Annotated in this window: 14 protein-coding genes and 1 tRNA gene; 7 read left to right on the top strand and 8 right to left on the bottom strand. The window is 41.6% G+C overall.

Going from position 1 to position 17,495, the window contains the following annotated elements:
- Positions 1–197: 197 nt before the first annotated feature.
- From FK178_RS15465 to FK178_RS07560, 3 genes are all read left to right on the top strand, one after another.
- Positions 198–347 carry a hypothetical protein gene (locus tag FK178_RS15465; RefSeq protein ID WP_168194571.1) on the top strand — a complete coding sequence of 50 codons (150 nt, stop codon included), beginning with the start codon at positions 198–200 and terminating at the stop codon, positions 345–347.
- Positions 348–712: 365 nt separating this feature from the next.
- A complete protein-coding gene (locus FK178_RS07565; protein WP_146833023.1) occupies positions 713–1,411 on the top strand; it encodes a protein-L-isoaspartate(D-aspartate) O-methyltransferase in 699 nt (232 codons plus the stop codon).
- On the top strand, positions 1,411–3,792 hold the full coding sequence (locus tag FK178_RS07560) for a spermidine synthase family protein (RefSeq protein ID WP_146833020.1): 2,382 nt from the start codon (positions 1,411–1,413) through the stop codon (positions 3,790–3,792). Before FK178_RS07565 ends, FK178_RS07560 begins: the two co-directional genes overlap by 1 nt.
- Positions 3,793–3,869: 77 nt before the next feature.
- On the opposite strand, the gene FK178_RS07555 is transcribed toward FK178_RS07560, so the two are convergent.
- A complete protein-coding gene (locus tag FK178_RS07555) occupies positions 3,870–4,379 on the bottom strand; it encodes a hypothetical protein (RefSeq protein WP_146833017.1) in 510 nt (169 codons plus the stop codon).
- 207 nt (positions 4,380–4,586) lie between these two features.
- On the opposite strand from FK178_RS07555, the gene FK178_RS07550 reads away from it, so the two are divergent.
- Both FK178_RS07550 and FK178_RS07545 read left to right on the top strand, forming a co-directional pair.
- Positions 4,587–5,039, top strand: a complete 453-nt coding sequence (locus FK178_RS07550; protein ID WP_146833013.1) for an FKBP-type peptidyl-prolyl cis-trans isomerase — start codon at positions 4,587–4,589, stop codon at positions 5,037–5,039.
- A 75-nt stretch (positions 5,040–5,114) separates the two neighbouring features.
- Positions 5,115–5,627, top strand: coding sequence for a GNAT family N-acetyltransferase (locus tag FK178_RS07545; RefSeq protein WP_146833010.1), 513 nt, complete (start codon positions 5,115–5,117; stop codon positions 5,625–5,627).
- An 87-nt stretch (positions 5,628–5,714) separates the two neighbouring features.
- On the opposite strand, the gene FK178_RS07540 is transcribed toward FK178_RS07545, so the two are convergent.
- From FK178_RS07540 to FK178_RS07510, 7 genes are all read right to left on the bottom strand, one after another.
- Positions 5,715–7,085 carry a M24 family metallopeptidase gene (locus tag FK178_RS07540; protein WP_240793909.1) on the bottom strand — a complete coding sequence of 457 codons (1,371 nt, stop codon included), beginning with the start codon at positions 7,083–7,085 and terminating at the stop codon, positions 5,715–5,717.
- 366 nt (positions 7,086–7,451) lie between these two features.
- Positions 7,452–7,536 (bottom strand) — tRNA-Ser (locus tag FK178_RS07535).
- A 237-nt stretch (positions 7,537–7,773) separates the two neighbouring features.
- Positions 7,774–9,162 carry a Na+/H+ antiporter NhaA gene (gene nhaA, locus FK178_RS07530; protein WP_146833007.1) on the bottom strand — a complete coding sequence of 463 codons (1,389 nt, stop codon included), beginning with the start codon at positions 9,160–9,162 and terminating at the stop codon, positions 7,774–7,776.
- A 225-nt stretch (positions 9,163–9,387) separates the two neighbouring features.
- Positions 9,388–9,774 (bottom strand): DUF3037 domain-containing protein, encoded by a 387-nt coding sequence (locus FK178_RS07525; RefSeq protein WP_146833004.1) that lies wholly within the window; start codon positions 9,772–9,774, stop codon positions 9,388–9,390.
- A complete protein-coding gene (locus tag FK178_RS07520) occupies positions 9,752–10,546 on the bottom strand; it encodes a HipA family kinase (RefSeq protein WP_146833001.1) in 795 nt (264 codons plus the stop codon). Before FK178_RS07520 ends, FK178_RS07525 begins: the two co-directional genes overlap by 23 nt.
- Positions 10,547–11,036: 490 nt before the next feature.
- Positions 11,037–12,125, bottom strand: coding sequence for a Gfo/Idh/MocA family protein (locus FK178_RS07515; RefSeq protein ID WP_146832998.1), 1,089 nt, complete (start codon positions 12,123–12,125; stop codon positions 11,037–11,039).
- Positions 12,126–12,156: 31 nt separating this feature from the next.
- The gene (locus FK178_RS07510) at positions 12,157–12,774 is read right to left on the bottom strand and encodes an NAD(P)H-dependent oxidoreductase (protein WP_146832995.1); all 618 of its coding nucleotides are present in this window, start codon (positions 12,772–12,774) and stop codon (positions 12,157–12,159) included.
- Positions 12,775–13,136: 362 nt separating this feature from the next.
- Between FK178_RS07510 and der the strand changes: the two genes are divergently transcribed.
- Positions 13,137–14,444, top strand: coding sequence for a ribosome biogenesis GTPase Der (gene der / locus FK178_RS07505; protein WP_146832992.1), 1,308 nt, complete (start codon positions 13,137–13,139; stop codon positions 14,442–14,444).
- A gap of 82 nt (positions 14,445–14,526) precedes the next feature.
- Complete coding sequence (locus FK178_RS07500; protein ID WP_146832988.1) at positions 14,527–17,322, top strand: outer membrane beta-barrel protein; 2,796 nt, start codon at positions 14,527–14,529, stop codon at positions 17,320–17,322.
- Positions 17,323–17,495: the final 173 nt, after the last annotated feature.

Below are 17,495 nucleotides of genomic sequence, written 5' to 3'. Positions count from 1 at the left end.
TTTTAAAATCGTTCATAGAAATTCCTTTAGATAAAAAAAGCCCGAAATCAGCGATGTTTCCGGGCTTTTTGTTATAAGCAGGCCGCTTTCCGGCTAAATGATTTATGTAAAGTTTTGCTAATTGGCATTTCCTTAGGATGATCAAAACACCGGAAAATCTAAATTGTTTTCCCATTACAAAAAAATGGGTTAGCGGTATGGAAAATAAAAAACAATTGACTGAAGAAGGTAGAGATAAGAAAAGTTCTTTTGCTGAAATTTACCGGACTCAATCCCGACGTCCAGCCACGCCCGTCCCTGTTTTCCAGGGAAGAAAACGCTATGAAGAGGCAGAAGAGGAGGAATAGTTGCATTTATCTAATAATGATAAAATTTCTTCTTTAATTCCAGCAGGTTTTTAAATATCCTACATCCGCATAAACCGACCAACCACACCATATTTATAGAATTCCCAACAACAGCATTAGTAAGGTTGCCGGCATCTCTATATACCCTTAATCCCTAACCCAATCACCCTCTCAACATTATAAGGGTTATTCTTACCGGTTAATGAAACCGAGAATTTCATCCCTGAAACTTAATTCCTTCCACCCTTTTTTCTTATATTTAGTTGATTATGAGGGGTTCTAAATAAAATTTAAGAACCGGCTATTAAGTATATGAATTACAGAACACAGCGCTAATAAAATACCATAGATGAATAAATTGCAGGATGATGAAGTTGTCTCTTTTAATTTCAGTGGTAATTTTGCTTCTCTCAGTATTTCCTGCCCAACAGGATAAATACTACAGGGAGCGTCAACTCATGGTGAAAACCCAGCTGGAATCACGCGGTATTGTACACAAACCCACTCTTAAGGCCATGCGCAGTGTTAAACGACACCTGCTGGTGCCTAGGGATCAGGAGAAAAATGCCTATGAAGATCGCCCTTTGCCAATAGGTTACGGGCAAACTATTTCCCAGCCTTATATGGTGGGGTATATGACCGAGGTTATAAGGCCCAAGAAGGGCATGAAGGTTTTGGAAATAGGCACAGGATCTGGATACCAGGCTGCAGTACTTGGAGAAATTGTTGATGAGGTTTATACCATAGAAATAATAGAACAATTGGCCAAAACGTCCAGGAGCAGGTTGGGGGACATGGGATATACCAATATCCATGTAAAAGAGGGCGATGGGTATTTTGGATGGGAGGAACATGCTCCTTTTGACGCTATTGTTGTAACCGCCGCTTCTGCATTTATTCCTCCCCCGCTAATTGAACAATTAAAAGAAGGCGGTAAAATGGTTATTCCGGTAGGCGCACCCTTCACCACACAGCAACTTATGCTGGTGGAAAAACAAAAAGGGGGAAAACGTACTACCCGCAATCTCCTCCCTGTTCGGTTTGTTCCTTTTACCCGGAACTAATGTTATCCTTTTCCAAATTCAACAGGTTGTATTTTTCCCTGGGACTGCTGTCGTTGTCAATGATAGCGTACCAGTTGAGCCTCATGCAATACCTGTCTATAGTACAGTGGTATCATTTTGCCTATATGGTAATAGCCATCGCACTTTTAGGATTTGGCGCCGCAGGAACCTTTATTGCGATCTTTCGTAGTTTCCTGCTAAGAAAAAGTGATTTTTTGCTGCCGCTGTTCATGGTGCTCACAGGAATAAGTATGCCGTTTATTCTATGGCTTTCAGGACAACCTTTCGCCAGGTTCGATACCTATCTTTTGTTTGTGGAAAGAAGCCGTTTGTGGCAACTTTTACTGTATGAACTGCTCTTTTTTATTCCCTTCTTTTTTTGTGCTCTGGCCATAGGACTGGTTTTTGTAAAATATACCCATAGGATTGGAAAACTTTACTTTAGTAATCTTGTGGGTTCCGGGCTGGGGGGTCTGGCAGCCATCGTTCTGTTCTGGACAGCTTTCCCTACCCAAATTCCTTATATCACCGGTATTATCTCATTACTTGCCGCCTCGGTTATTGTGCCGCTTCACCAAAAAAGAAATTGGTTAATTTCGATAGGGATCGCAGGGTTACTTTTGATAATCCCGGTATTTTATTCACCTTCATCTTTACCGTTTTCACAGTACAAAAGTTTAAGTCAGACCCTGGATCTGCCGGATGTGAAAATTGAAGCTTCAGCCAATAGTCCCTATGGCTGGGTGCAATATGTGTCTTCGCCTGTACTGCGCTATGCTCCCGGTTTAAGTCTCTCTTTTACCGGGGAGGTGCCGGTAATTGATGCGGTTTTCACCAATGGAGATTGGGCAGGGGCCGTCCTAAGATCTTCTAAGGATAGCCGTATCCTTGATTATACAACTTCTGCCGTAGCCTGGGAACCTGGCAGGCATAAAAAGGTACTTATTTTAGACGCCGGAACGGGGGTTAGAACGCAATACGCGGTACTACGGGGGGCTGCGGAAGTAGACCATGTAGAACCTAATGGGTTGGTAAGTAGATTTTCACAGGACAATACCGGTTTTGGCCTTAGTGAAGCGGTAAGGCTGTACCGGCAGGATTCCCGCTCTTTTTTGGCACAATGCGAGAAATCCTATAATCTCATTAGTCTTCCACCGCTGGGTGCTTTTGGCGGTACCGCAGGTTTGGGTGCATTGCAGGAAGAGTATCTTCTCACTAAAAATTCCTTTTCCCTTATTTTTGACCTACTGGAGAATGATGGCTTCTTTGAGATCACCGTTTGGCTGGATTATCCCTACCGCAATCCGCTGAAAATTGTGGCCACCATTTCTGAAACTCTTGCAGAAAACAACCTGGCTCAACCGGAAAAACACCTTGTAGCTGTAAGAAGCTGGAACACTCTCAGTTTCCTTGTCAAAAAATCACCATTTAAAGAATCGGAGGTACAGGCAATTCGCAATTTTTGTGATCGTTTATATTTCGACCCCATGTTGCTCCCGGGAATTACCCCTGAAGAACGAACCCACTATAACCTGCTGGAGGACCATTCCCTTTTTAATCTTACAGATTCACTGGTTTCCGGTAACAGGGAAAGGATCTATGAAAATTATGATTTTCATCTTCGTCCGGCTACAGATGATAAACCATATTTCTCCCAGTTCCTCCGTTTAAAAAGTTTACCGCATTTGCAGGAGATCTTTGGAAACCAGTCGGCCTTCTTTATTGAGCTTGGGTATCTTATTGTGGGGGTAACATTTTTACAGTCACTTTTACTTGCCATTGTACTAATAATTCTTCCCCTGTTTCGCCTGAAGCAGCATTTAAAAAATAAAGGATTCACACTTTTGTATTTTTCAGGACTGGGAATGGGTTTTATGTTTGTGGAAATAGTGTTGATACAAAGGTTAGTCCTTTATCTTGGTCATCCGGTATATTCTGTTGCGGCTGTGGTAAGCGGGATGTTGTTGCTATCTGGTCTTGGCAGTTGGTTGTCTTCGGGGGTAACATTATCAATTGAAAGCATACGAAAAATCGTTTTTCTCATTGTTTCTATTTTACTTATCTATGCGGGGATATTACCATGGCTGCTACAGGCCGGCATGGGATTTTCTATGTGGGCCAAAGTCCCCTTTGCGCTTGTACTAATAGGCCTTCCATCTTTTTTTATGGGCATGCCTTTTCCCATGGGTTTGCAGTTTCTTTCCCAAAGGAATGAGGCCGGGGTTCCCTGGGCCTGGGGCGTGAATGGTTGCCTCTCAGTGGTGAGTGCTTCCCTTGCAACCATTCTGGCAATAGAAGTTGGATTTTCTATGCTTATGTTACTGGCTTCAGCGGCATATCTCATCACGCTGGCTTCCAGTTTTTTGGTGAGAAAGCGATAAAAGGAAGGTTTCTGCCGGGCTGGTCAGGAATTTATTCTACTTGGAATGGAAAATTTAGTGAAATATCCAGGCGGGAACTACATGTTCTTTAATTCATTTTTTCTATGCATTATAAGCTTTTGGATATGTTTAAAGGACCTTAACAGGAGCATATAAAAAACCAGAACGCCTGCAACAAACGAGATCCAAAGGAAAAGGTTCGTGCCTATTACAGGGTTGATAGCTTTATAAAGATCAAGGGGGATCACAAACATTATTATTTTATAAATCAAACGCAGTAATAAAACCCCCATGAAAACCCAAATTCCGGTTACAAAAGCAATGGAGATATACCTTTTTAGAAAATCGCGGTTATCTCCTTTTTCATTTATTCTAAAGGCAGTATAGGTGGCGCTTAAGGCAATTACAAGAGTGATTACATACCGACTTATATCCCAATTCCAACCTGGATATGGTGCAATTTCGGGCAGTGCTCCCACACTTATAAAGATAACCAGATAAAATACCAAATATCTAAAAGCATGGTGCTCACTCAATTCCCTTTTTGCCAGTCTTTTTTCAAGTTTCTTTAAGCTGAACCAAATCATAAACAGTAAATTTTTAGAGTGGTAAAGCTAGAAAGAATTTTAAAAACCCTTTCATTCCCAATTACAGGAATTGAGTTCTTGGAATTGGATCTTCTACAGAACCTGGTTAAAAGTATTCAGGATTGTTTCTATTATTATTTTCCTGCCGTGGAAAAACAACTGCAAATTTCCTGAAAATGATAAGTTTGATATATTTGCAAAAAAAAGATGAAAACCAACCTCCTTGCACTTTTATTCATTTTCTTCATTAGCTGCGGAAATGACGATCAACCGGTGGACTATGTAAGTCTTAACGATAAGCAAATTCAGGATTACCTGGCAGCAAATAACCTTCAGGCCGAAAAAAGTGCTTCAGGACTATATTATATCATTGAAAATGAGGGCACAGGGTTGCGACCAACTTCATCCAGTCAGGTTCGCGTAGCATATAAAGGATATTTTCTCAATGGTTCGGTTTTCGACCAAAGTTCTTCCGAAGGAATTTCATTCAATTTACAGCAGGTAATCAGGGGCTGGACAGAGGGAATTACTTATTTCAAAGAAGGTGGGAATGGCCTGCTTTTAGTACCGTCACATCTGGCATATGGGCCTCAGAATTATATGGGGATACCGGGAGGTTCAGTTTTAATATTTGAAATTGATCTTCTCGAAGTGAATTAATTCAAATTGCAGGAAATTTACTGTCGTTTTTTCTGAAGGTGTGGCGTTTTGAAATAGAGTTATAAATTACCCGGAATGAAAATTGAAAACAGCACCATCAATGACCTGGAAGAGATCTTTAGATTATATAAAGAGGCTACCGGGTTTCAAAAAATAAGATTTCCTGAAAATCAGTGGCCCGAATTTGACCGGGAGCTTATTGTAAAAGAACTGGAGGAAAACAGGCAATTTAAGATCGTGATCGATAACCGCATTGCCTGTATATGGGCCGTAACATTCAGCGATGCCGAAATTTGGGAGGAAAAGAACAGCGACCCGGCGATTTATATTCATCGTATTGCCACCAATCAACAGTTTAGGGGACAAAATTTTGTAAAAATGATAGTGGGTTGGGCAAAGGAATTTGCAAACCAACACCATAAAAAATTTATAAGGCTGGATACCTGCGGAAATAACTTGAAATTAATCTCCCATTATCAAAAGGCCGGCTTTAATTTTCTTGGAATCAAAAAGCTGAAGGATTCAAAAGGACTACCGGCTCATTATGAGAATGCAGATGTTTGCTATTTTGAAATAGAGCTGGAGTAGGAGACAGGAGGAAGGAAAATGGCCTCCAAAGTTAAGAATATCGCCGGAATATCTACTTTTCTCTTACTTTCCGCTTTCTACACTTTTCTATTTTATTAATATCAATTCTTCCTGGGGCGGCGTAAGATATTCTGCCCCATCTTTGGTAATCACTACCATTTCCTCTACAGAAATTGTTTTCAAATCGCCATTTGGTAGTTTCCAGGAATGAAAACCGTCAAAAGCAAAGGTCATCCCCTCTTTCAGCAGTTTGTCGGAATCCGGCCGTACGTGGGTTGCCTGGCTTCCACCAAGGTTAGGACCAACGTCATGAGCAACATACCCAACAGGGTGACCTGTGCTCCACATTACATAAGCAGAACCTGCCTCCTCCATTACTTTCCGTTGCGCCCTGTCTACATCTATACCCTTAACTCCCGGCCACATGGCCTGCATGGCCACCCGGTTTCCCTTTTTGGCACTTTCCCAGTAATACAATATATCTGCCGGGGCAGTGGTTTCTCCTTCTTTGAGCACATATGCAAAACGCTGAATATCGGTTACCCAACGGTCATGAACCTTGATCCCGAAATCGGTTTGAATTACATCGCCCCGTTGTATGATCTTATCTGTTGCATGGGAATGCCCCCGGTCTTTTCCGGAATTCACATTAGGATTCTGGTCTGGGTGCCAGCCGTCTTTTACTTCATGCGCGGCCATTTTGTTCTTTAAAAACCTTGCAACATCTGCATCGGTAGTCTCGCCGGGAATCACACTGCTGTATGCTTCTTGCTGCCAGGCAGCAGTAAGGGCCGCTGCCTTTTTCATGATCTCCACTTCTTCGGGGAGTTTTATTGAAAGCCAATTGTAAACAACCTCTTCTGATGAAACCAGGCGCACATCGCTTCCCTTGATGAGCTCCTCAAGGTCTGCTCGTTGGGTATAGGACAGCCCGTCTGCCAGGCTGTTATCTTTTGATGAATTAATTGCAAGTGTGTTCAGTTGGTTTTCTTTTATAAAGCTCACAGCCTCCTCCAGGGCAGATTTCCCTCTTTCCACGGGGACCACCCGGTCATGTATTTCCATTTCAGCCAGTGCAGTTGCCTCGCCTTCGGGCGAGAAGACGATAGAGCTGACTTCTCCATTTAATTGATAGAACAGGAAGGCCGCTGTCCCGCCTGCATTTTCTCCTCCAATATGATCGGCCAGGGGATCGTTATTGTTCTCACGGCACACGATCATCCAGGCATCTACCCCTGCATCTTTCAGGGCAACCGGCAAAAGCTCGCTGATACGTTTGTTTCTTATTTCGGGCCACGGATTTTCATTCATGGAAATTTCAGGCTTAGGATTCCCCGCTTCAACTTTGGTGGCTATCTCACAGGAGACCAGTAAAAATGGGAGAAGAAGAATAATAAGGTATTTATACATATAGTTCTCGTTGGTTTGCGATCTTCCTAAGATATTAAAATTTCTCATCCTCCCAGAAATGAGAGGAACAAAATATGCTTGAGGCTTTCGCCAGTAGTCATTTTGTTTTTAAAACAGGTTTTGAACTGCGTGTGAGCATTGATTGATAAGGGATTAACTGCGTTGATCCGCAGGGGGGGATCCAGTAAAGAAAACCCACGCCGCGCTATTACAGTGCTGTTTTTGCTTTTTCAATCGCTTTCCGATTTTGGTTGGGATTAACTGCGTTGATCCGCAGGGGTGGGAACCTACATGCTTTGAATGCTTCAGGCTGGCGCCTGTAATCATTTTATTTTTTAACCAGGATTTCAAACTGCGTTTAATCCTGGTTTAAAAATAAAATGCTTCCCCTTACAGGGAAGCATTTAAAGCTTGCGGAGAAAGAGGGATTCGAACCCCCGGAGGTGTTACCCTCAACAGTTTTCAAGACTGCCGCAATCGACCACTCTGCCATTTCTCCGGTCCTGCTTTGCAAAGTTTCCCTCGCTTGGCGGGTGCAAATATAGAAAGCTTTTTTCTTTATGAAAGAATTTTTTTTCTGTTTTTTTTATTTAATTTTTCCTTTCGTCTTTCTTCCCCCAAATCTTCTTATTTACAGCGTTTAAGTGATATTGGGGAACCGTATCATTCCGGCAAAACCGGAAAACCCGGATTTTATCCCGGGATTCCCTCACTCAAAACTAACCGGAAGATCATTTCAAATAACTTCCAGCTTTTTAAATGCTTCTCTGCGCGCCTGGAGAGTGCTCTTTCTGGCTTTCTGCTTTTTCTTTCGTGATATGAATTTTAAATAGAAATATCCCAGTAAGCCGGCGACCAATGAGGCTGTAAGAATACCAATCTTGGCCTGTACCATAAAGTTTTCATCATTAAAAGCAAGTTCTGTAATGAACAGGGACATCGTGAACCCAATGGCTGCAAGAATACCTACGCCATAGATGTGTGGCCATTTCACTCCTTTGGGCAGGGTGCATATTTTGAGCCATATTAAAATTCTTGTAAGGAGCACCACTCCAAAGAATTTCCCTATTATTAAGCCAAGAATAACCCCTAATGCCACAGGGCTTGTAAAGAAGGTTAAGGATTCGGCTGTTATGGTAACTCCTGCGTTTGCAAATGCAAAAATGGGAAGTACTACAAAACTCACAAATGGATGCAAAGCATGCTCCAGCCTTTGAAGGGGAGGGGTAGCATCCTCGGCCAGGGAAGAAAATTTTTCTATTGTATTGGATATATGATCCTCTCCCTCGTTTTCTTCCCTGGGAACTTTTAGCGTGTTTTTAATCTCGTTGGTAAGCCATTTTACCTTCCGCAGAAATACCGGTGTATTGATCCTGCGGCTGGTAGGGATTGCAAAAGCTGCCAGTACCGCAGCAATAGTAGCGTGAACCCCTGAAAGTAGGATAGCCAGCCATAAACCTCCAATTCCCATAATGGCATAGAAGAATGTATTTCTTATTCCTATTTTGTTTGCACTAAGAAGAATTAATAAAAAGAAGGCTCCCATACCAAGACTTTCCAGGGACAGCTCTGATGTATAAAAGAATGCGATCACCAATACTGCTCCAAGGTCATCTACAATGGCGATGGCGGTTAAAAACACCTTGAGGGAAAGCGGCACTTTATCTCCAAGCAGATAAAGGATCCCTAATGCAAATGCAATATCTGTTGCCATTGGGATCCCCCATCCGGAAATTGCGGGGGTTCCCTGGGTGAACATAAAATAGATAATTGCCGGGAAGGCCATACCTCCCACAGCCGCGCCTATTGGTAAAATTGCTCCGCGTATATTGGAAAGCTCCCCATGCAGGACCTCCCTCTTAAGTTCCAGCCCAACCAGGAAAAAAAACATGGACATAAGTCCGTCATTGATCCAGTGAAGCAGGTTCTTGCGTATCATAAAATCATTAATACCAATATGAATATATTGTTTCCACAAACTGTGGTATCCCTCTGTCCAGGGAGAATTGGCAACAATCATAGCTATAAGGGCTGAAAAAATGAGAAGCAAACCTACAGAGGTTTGCTTTTCTATAAAATTCTTTATGGGAAGTAAAAGATAAAGGTCGAGGGTAGATTTTTTCATAATCTGTTCAAATTACAAAGGAGCTTTTAAAACGCTAAGTGACTTCTCTCACTTTTCCCTCCGAAATTATCACTAATGACTCATTTAAAATATGATAGATATCACATTTTAAACTTTTAGAAAGTTTCCCTTGTAATTATTTACGGTTAAATTTAAGTTCCTGCTATCCCGTATATCTGAATAAAAAAATATTTCCTCAATTAGTAAAAATCCTGCCAGGTATTACTAGATCTGTACCAGCTCTTTAAACAGCCTGTTAATGGTATCATCAAGTTTACAGGACATTCCCGGGTGTGGTCTGGAAGTTTGAATAACCGAACTGCGTATAGCTGTGAGCCAGCGGAATCTGGAAGGCACATCCATTTGAGCAATAGGCCCGGCGTCCTTGTCACCATGGGCTATTTTTTCAAAAGACTGTAAATTCTTGCTTACCTCTTCCAGGTCAAAATCCTCAGCAAGGCATTTGAGCCGGTTTTCGTCCAACTCATATTTCATTTGCAGGAATTTCGATTGTTTACAGAACAATATGATCCCAACATTCAGAAACTCTTCGCGTTCCACTCTTGGTACCACGCGTATTACCGCATATTCATATAAGTGTTTGTCTTGCATTTTGAGCTTCTTTTATAAATATTTCTGAATGCGTCAGTCTTGTAATTAAAAATCCGGCATATGCTTCTTTAATTTCTTCAGGAGAATCACCGGTATCATCCCATTGCAGCCAATCCTGCGGAATAAGCCATACGATCTCCCTGATCTTTTCTTCAGTTAATAATACCTTACAGGCAGCATCTGCTTCCTGCAGCATGCTTGCCTGCGGCAACAGTACGTGGTCCTTAATAAGCGAAAAAGGACTTATGGCATGTTTCTCCCTGTTGGCCCAGGAATGGTGAAAATAAAATGAAGCTCCGTGGTCTATTAACCACAGTTCCTTATGCCACATAAGCATATTTGTATTCCTGAAAGTGCGGTCAACGTTGGTAATAAACGCATCCAGCCATACAATTTTTGAAGCCAGCATTGCCTCAGGCTTTGTCACTACGGGATCAAAATTAATTGCTCCAGAGAGAAAATGTAGGGCGAGATTGAGTCCCTGACTTCCCTTGAGAAGGTCCTGGATCTCCTCATCTCCTTCGGTCCTGCCAAAAGCCTCATCCAGATCGGCAAATACGAGTTCGGGCACTTTTAGGCCTAAAGCCCGGGCGATCTCACCTCCAAGCAATTCGGCAATTAGTGCTTTTACTCCGTGACCGGCACCGCGAAATTTCAGCACATATTTAAAATCATCATCTGCCTCTGCCAGTGCAGGGAGGGAACCGCCTTCCCTTAAGGGGGTAATATACCTGGTTACGGTAACCTGGCGCAAATGGGTGCTTAAATTCATTCTGTCCTTTAAATATTCCTACAAATTTAATAATTAAAATATAGCAGAATGGCCCTGCTGAAGAGAAGTGAATTATTTCAGTTTAACCGGGTTCAGGGCAGGTAATAAAAATAGAAAACCGGAGCGTTACACTCCGGGATTTCTGGGGGTTGGGGTACATAAAAATTTATAAATACCAAATCCTGCACTTTATGGAAGTGAAGTACTGGAAACATCTAAAAAAATAAAAAGGGATTTATTTAAGGATGTAGGGAAAAGGGATAGGCAATGTGACAAAATATAATTTAAAAATTTAAAAATAATATAAGGGAGGAACAAATTTAAAGGCAATCTCCATCCCCAAATTCTGCGGTTATTTTTTGGAAAGAAATAAAATTCCTTAACCGCTTTTAAAAAATGTAAGTTACACCCATAAAAGTTATAAATCATCAAATTTTAATTTTATTTTAATCTGCTAAGTTTCAACATTAAATCGTAGTAACTTTATAATTTATAGCTTCATTCGTTTTCCTCCCTGTGCTGCAGATTCATAGATCTTTTCCAGGATAATAATATCCCTTAGCCCATCTTCTCCCGGTACCCTAACAGGTTCTTTGTTTAGAATTGCCAGGGCATCGTTATCCATTTGAACAGCCTGTTGGTTTTTACCAAAGGGAGAAAGAATAGTTCCATCGCTGGCCTCTCCCTTTACACCGGAATAGCTTTGAAAAGGTCTAAGGTAATACCAACCTTTCTCACATTTTATGTCAAGATTATTTAAATTTTCGCCAAAACTGGTATGGCACTTTGCCATAACCCCTCCCGGGAACTCCAGGTCAAAAATCGTAGTCTCATCTACCTCCCTGAACATTTCGGGCCGGGAGGTGCTCTGGGTAGCGCTTACCGCGACGGGTTCCATAGCGGTAGCGTATCTCGCTGCATTAAGCGGGTAAACCCCCATATCATACATGGCCCCGCCACCCATTTCTTTTTTGAGTTTCCAGGGAACTATATTTCTGCCATTGAAACCGGCAGCAGCCTCAAGGTTCAGGATCTTTCCGAAGGGCTGGGAATGTGCCCACTTCATAATAGTTTGTGTATTGGCCTCATGTTGCATCCTGTAACCAATAGATAATTTTACTTTATTTTTTTCACAAGCCTGAATAATTTGCCTGCATTCTGTGGAGGTTTTAGCCATAGGTTTTTCACACCAAACATGTTTTCCTGCATTTGCTGCTTTAATAGCATATTCAGCATGAAGGCTTACAGGTAAAACTATATACACCACATCAATCTCATCGTTATCGGCAATGGTGTGCATATTTTGGTAATTATAAACATTGGCGTCTTTAATCCCATATTTCTTTTGCCAAACCGGGATCTTCTCCGGGCTGCCCGTTACTATGCCTTTAAGTTCACAATTTTGTGTTTCCAGCAGGGCGGGTCCAAGTTGACCGGTACTGTAATTTCCCAACCCTACCAGAGCTACCCCCAATTTTTGTTTTTGTTTTAAAAACATAAAACAATTGAGGTTAAGGGGCAGGGTGGAGGCTGCGACCATTAACCCCGATCTCTTAATAAAACTCCTCCTGCTGTTCATTTTTTATAAGGATACCAATTTGTTTTAGCCTTTATTTCTGAGTATTGCCACTCTTAATCCATCCTGCAAGCTGCAGGGTCCTTTCAGTTTGATGTACTACCGCTTTCCTTACCTTATCTGGAAGGTTTTCTTTCCCCGCAGCAACACTTACCCCATAGGGATTCCCGCCGGCGGCAAAAAGAACTTCATCTGTATATCCCGGAGCGGCTACAATAGCACCCCAGTGATGCATAGTTTTGTATAGGGATAAAAGAGTAGTTTCCTGGCCCCCGTGCAGGTTCTGGGCGCTGGTCATCCCACTTACCACCTTATTGGCGAGTTTCCCTGTGAACCAGAGTCCGCCGGTAGTATCAAAGAAGGCCGCAACCTGTGAAGGCAAGTTCCCATACCGGGTGGGTGCACTAAATATTACGGCATCTGCCCATTCCAGGTCTTTTAGGGAAACTTCAGGTACATCCTTCGTGGCCTCGAGATGGGCTTTCCAGTCTTTATTTTCAGCAATAGCCTCTTTAGGAGCCGTCTCGGCAATTTTAAGGAGTTTGACTTCTGCTGCCCCTGCATCTTTTCCTGCCTGTTCAGCCCATTGAGCAAGTTGGTAATTGGTCCCGGTAGAACTATAGTAGATCACAGCTAATTTTACATTTTTCATCTGGATTATTTTATTAATTGTTATTATTGGTTTCCAATTGGTATTGGGGGTAAATCTTAAAAACCCCAATCCCCGTAACCGCGTTATGCGTATTTTATAACAAGGATTTTTCCTCAATTCCTTCAAGGTAAAGATTATAGCGGCCAATTGTTTTAAAATTTTTATAAACTTTATTTAATGCTCAATCCTACAGTTCATCTGCATTAAAAGAGATGCGGGTTTTAAGATTCTTTTCTTTGAAAATGAAACTTTTAGGTATTTTAGAAGAATGCCCGGGAATGTTTTTAAATTCTGAAGACCTCCCCAATAATATTCAACCAAAAAGCCCTATTTTTGCACATTAATAAAAGATTGAAGTCAGTATGGGCAATATAGTAGCCATTGTAGGGAGACCTAACGTAGGTAAATCCACTTTTTTTAACCGAATGATCCAGCGCCGGGAGGCGATCGTGGATGCCGTGAGCGGGGTGACCCGTGACCGGAACTATGGAAAATCTGACTGGAATGGAAGGACCTTTTCCCTTATTGATACAGGGGGTTATGTAAAAGGTAGTGATGATGTATTTGAAAGTGAAATTGATAAGCAGGTAGAACTTGCCATTGATGAGGCAGATGCCATTATTTTCATGGTAGATGTGGAATCCGGCATCACGGGCATGGATGAAGATGTTGCAAAACTTCTTCGGAAGGTAAAAAAACCGGTTTTCCTTGTGGTAAACAAGGTTGATAATGCAAAACGCCTTGAAAATGCTGTAGAGTTTTATTCCCTTGGACTGGGAAATTTCTATCCCATTGCGAGTACCAGCGGTAGCGGTACGGGCGAATTACTTGACGCCCTGGTAGAATCTTTGCCGGAACTGGAAGAAGATGAGGAAACTGAATTACCGCGCTTTGCGGTAGTGGGAAGGCCTAACGCAGGAAAATCTTCTTTTATAAATGCCCTTATTGGAGAAGACCGTTACATTGTAACAGATATAGCCGGGACTACAAGAGATGCTATTGATACAAAGTATAACAGGTTTGGATTTGAATTCAACCTGGTAGATACTGCAGGAATTAGGAGAAAATCCAAAGTGAAGGAAGATCTTGAGTTCTACTCGGTTATGCGTTCTGTACGTGCTATTGAAAATTGCGATGTGTGTTTGATCATTATGGATGCCACCCGTGGTTTTGACGGGCAGGTGCAAAATATTTTCTGGCTGGCACAGCGCAACCGCAAAGGGATTGTGATCCTGGTTAATAAATGGGACCTTGTTGAGGATAAGGAAACCAATACATTGAAAAATTATGAAGCCGATATAAGGAAGGAAATTGAGCCTTTTACAGATGTGCCAATAATCTTTATGTCTGTTTTGACCAAACAGCGAATTTTCAAAGCTATAGAAACTGCCGTTGAGGTCTTTAAAAACCGCAGCAAAAAAATCAAGACCAGTGAGCTTAATGACAGGATGTTGCCTATTATAGAGCATTATCCGCCCCCGGCCTGGAAAGGTAAATACGTTAAGATCAAATATTGTATGCAGTTACCAACACCGCAACCCCAGTTTGCATTTTTCTGTAACCTGCCGCAATACGTTCGGGAACCCTATAAACGTTACCTGGAGAATAAATTAAGGGAAGAATTCGATTTTATGGGCGTTCCTGTTTCAGTTTATTTCAGAAAAAAATAATTTATCATTAAACCATTAGAATTATACAAGGTCTTAACATTATATGTTAGGACCTTTTTAATTTTATCACCTTATCCTCCCAATGAAGAAAATTTTATTTACGTTGTTGTTTTGTGTACTCTCCCTGCAAATCACCGCCCAAAATTTTGAACTCACCGGAAAAATTACTGAAAATGGAACAAACCTTCCCCTGGAGGCAGCTACGGTATATGTGGAAAATCCTGCCGACAGTACCCTGGTAAGCTATACCATTTCAGAAAAAGACGGAGATTTTCGAATTACAGGAAATACTTCAGCAAAAAATCTGGACTTTTATGTGTCCTTTACTGGTTTCCAGTTGTACCGTCAAAAAATATCCTTTGAAGACGGATTAGTAAAAAACCTTGGAAATATCCAGCTGGAAGAGGCAGATAATACCCTGGACGAGATACAATTAACCGGAAGCCGGGCGCCTATTACCATTAAAAAGGACACGCTGGAATTTAATGCAGCCTCATTCGCAACCCGTCCCGATGCCAATCTGGAAGAATTAATGCGAAAATTACCAGGAGTTGAAGTGGATACCCAGGGGAATATTACTGTAAACGGTAAACCTGTTTCCCGTATCCTGGTGAACGGAAAGGAATTCTTCGGGAATGATCCCAAGATCGCTACCAAAAATTTGCCGAAGGAGATCATTGATAAAATACAAGTGACAGATACCCGCACGCGAAGTGAGGAATTTACCGGTAAGGCCGGAAATCCGGACGATAAGACCATTAATATCACCATTCAGGAAGATAAGAACAAAGGCTATTTTGCCCGTGCCACGGCCGGAGGTGGAACAGATGACCGTTATGAGCTTAGCGGGATTGGGAATTATTTTAAAGATAAGCTGCGGGTAAGCGTGCTCGCCAGCTCCAACAATATAAACAGCTCGGGCTTCAGTTTTGATGAGGTATTTGATATGATGGGTAGAAATGCCCGTAGTTTTACCATGACCAGTGGTGGAGGTGGGGGTTCTTTCGGAATTAACGGGATGAACTTTGGCAATATGGGCGGCGGGATCACCAAAGCCGAAACAGCCGGGATAAATTTTGTAAATGAATGGGGGAAGAAGGTGGAATTGAATGCCGATTATTTCTTCGGAAGGAATGATACAGAGACTTTAACGGTTATTGAAAGAGAAAACATCCTGCCCAATTCCCGCTTTTTTTATAATTCTACCAGCGCCGGAAACCTTGTGAATGACAGCCACAGGGCAAGTGCCAGATTTGAATTTAAACCGGACACTTTAACGCGTATTTCATTTTCTCCCAGGTTCAATTCAAATAACGGGTATTCCAATCGCAGCAACAATGCATCTTCTTTAAATGAGAACAGAGAACTTGTAAATTCTACAGAGATCCTGGATGATGAATATCTTGAAAGCAGAAACTTCAGCAACCGCCTGGATGTTATAAGGCGTTATGGAAACCGCGGGGCTTATACGCAGATAGATTTTGAAAACCGCCACCGGTTGCAGGAAAATGAAAATTATTTTTATTCTGAAAGTCGGTTTTTTGGAGACCAGGAAAATGTAGAGATTCAAAACCAGTTCATAGATGAGGATCAAAATGAAAATACCTATTCCATTGGTGCTACCCAAAGATTTGTGATGGCCACCAAACTTTTTCTGGATGCTTCCTATGACTTCACCACCACCGGCTCCACCAATTCCAGGTATGTATATGACCTGGACCAGGCAGGTAATTTTAGCAATACCTATAACGAGGTACTCAGCAGTGATTTTAAATCCAGAAGCATTAAAAATATTCCTAATATAGGAATGAACTACGAAGGTGAGAAATGGAGACTGGGATCTGAAATAGGGTGGCTCAATACTACCCTTGAAAACACCAATTTTCTACAGGAAGGTTCATTTTCCAATTCTTATGACAATCTTTTCCTCAGAGCCAATGTGCGATATGAGATCACAAGATCCAAGAGTATTTACCTTAATTATAACAGTGATGCGGGAGTACCCTCCATAAGGCAATTACAACCCGTTGTTAACCAAACCAACCCGTTGAATATAATTCGTGGTAATCCCGATCTCAGACCCACATTTACACAAACCCTTAGAGGTGGATACCGTAATTATGATTTTGCCAAACGCAGCGGATTCTTTAGTTATGGATCAATAACTTTTACAGATAACAGCATTGTACCGGTTACAACTACCAATGAGGACCTTATAAGGACAACCACCTATGCCAACGTAGATGGTGCCATAAATGCCAATGCCGGGGGATCATTTTCCAAACAATTCAAAAAAGAAAAGAGGGAATTTAGTTACCGCATGGGATTAAATGGGAATTATGACAGGAATATTGGGTTTACCAACGGGGTGCAGTTTAAAGCTGAAAGATATAGTTTAAGACCTTCAGCCAGTTTTACCTGGGCCATAGAGGATTATTTTTCTTTTAATCCGGGATACCAGTTAACCTTTACTGAAACGCAGTATGATATTAATTCCAACAGGAATGAGAATTTCACCAACCATAGCATTTCCCTTGAAGCAACCACCTTCTGGCCTAAGAATTTTGTGTTGGGGAACGATATCTCTTATAATTACTTCGGAAATGTCTCTCCGGGATTTGATAATACGGCTTTCTTATGGAACGTGAGCCTTGGTTATAAATTCCTGAAAGATAATGCCACCCTTAAATTCAAAGTATATGATATGCTGAATGAAAACGTATCTACTCAAAGAATTGTGGGGGATGATTTTATACAGGATACGCAAAATCTTATTTTAAGACGTTATGCAATGCTCAGCTTTACCTATAAAATAAGCAAGTTTGGAGGAAAAGATCCCAACGCAGGCAGAGGAGGAGTGAGGATGATGAGAATGTAGGTTATTTTTAAAGTTAAAGAGGTAAAAAGGAAAAGAGGTAAAAAATAAAAGAGGTAAAAGGGAAAAGAGTTAAAGAGGAAAAAAGTTAAAGTGGAAAGAGGCCAAACTGGAATAGCACTTTAGGTCTAAAAATAGAGTTATACCTCTGGAATCTGGAAATTTTACTACAGTCT

Origin of the sequence: Antarcticibacterium arcticum, assembly GCF_007993795.1 — a bacterium.
Classification (GTDB): Bacteria; Bacteroidota; Bacteroidia; order Flavobacteriales; family Flavobacteriaceae; genus Gillisia; species Gillisia arctica.
This window is presented reverse-complemented; position numbering and strand designations above follow the sequence as displayed.

Bases quoted from the DNA above. Each gene is read 5' to 3' on its own strand.
- FK178_RS07550 (WP_146833013.1), top strand. From the start codon at position 4,587: ATGAAAACCAACCTCCTTGCACTTTTATTCATTTTCTTCATTAGCTGC.
- FK178_RS07520 (WP_146833001.1), bottom strand. From the start codon at position 10,546: ATGAATTTAAGCACCCATTTGCGCCAGGTTACCGTAACCAGGTATATT.
- FK178_RS07515 (WP_146832998.1), bottom strand. From the start codon at position 12,125: ATGAACAGCAGGAGGAGTTTTATTAAGAGATCGGGGTTAATGGTCGCA.
- FK178_RS07560 (WP_146833020.1), top strand. From the start codon at position 1,411: ATGTTATCCTTTTCCAAATTCAACAGGTTGTATTTTTCCCTGGGACTG.
- FK178_RS07540 (WP_240793909.1), bottom strand. From the start codon at position 7,085: ATGAGAAATTTTAATATCTTAGGAAGATCGCAAACCAACGAGAACTAT.
- FK178_RS07510 (WP_146832995.1), bottom strand. From the start codon at position 12,774: ATGAAAAATGTAAAATTAGCTGTGATCTACTATAGTTCTACCGGGACC.
- FK178_RS07555 (WP_146833017.1), bottom strand. From the start codon at position 4,379: ATGATTTGGTTCAGCTTAAAGAAACTTGAAAAAAGACTGGCAAAAAGG.
- FK178_RS07565 (WP_146833023.1), top strand. From the start codon at position 713: ATGATGAAGTTGTCTCTTTTAATTTCAGTGGTAATTTTGCTTCTCTCA.
- der (WP_146832992.1), top strand. From the start codon at position 13,137: ATGGGCAATATAGTAGCCATTGTAGGGAGACCTAACGTAGGTAAATCC.
- nhaA (WP_146833007.1), bottom strand. From the start codon at position 9,162: ATGAAAAAATCTACCCTCGACCTTTATCTTTTACTTCCCATAAAGAAT.
- FK178_RS07500 (WP_146832988.1), top strand. From the start codon at position 14,527: ATGAAGAAAATTTTATTTACGTTGTTGTTTTGTGTACTCTCCCTGCAA.
- FK178_RS15465 (WP_168194571.1), top strand. From the start codon at position 198: ATGGAAAATAAAAAACAATTGACTGAAGAAGGTAGAGATAAGAAAAGT.
- FK178_RS07525 (WP_146833004.1), bottom strand. From the start codon at position 9,774: ATGCAAGACAAACACTTATATGAATATGCGGTAATACGCGTGGTACCA.
- FK178_RS07545 (WP_146833010.1), top strand. From the start codon at position 5,115: ATGAAAATTGAAAACAGCACCATCAATGACCTGGAAGAGATCTTTAGA.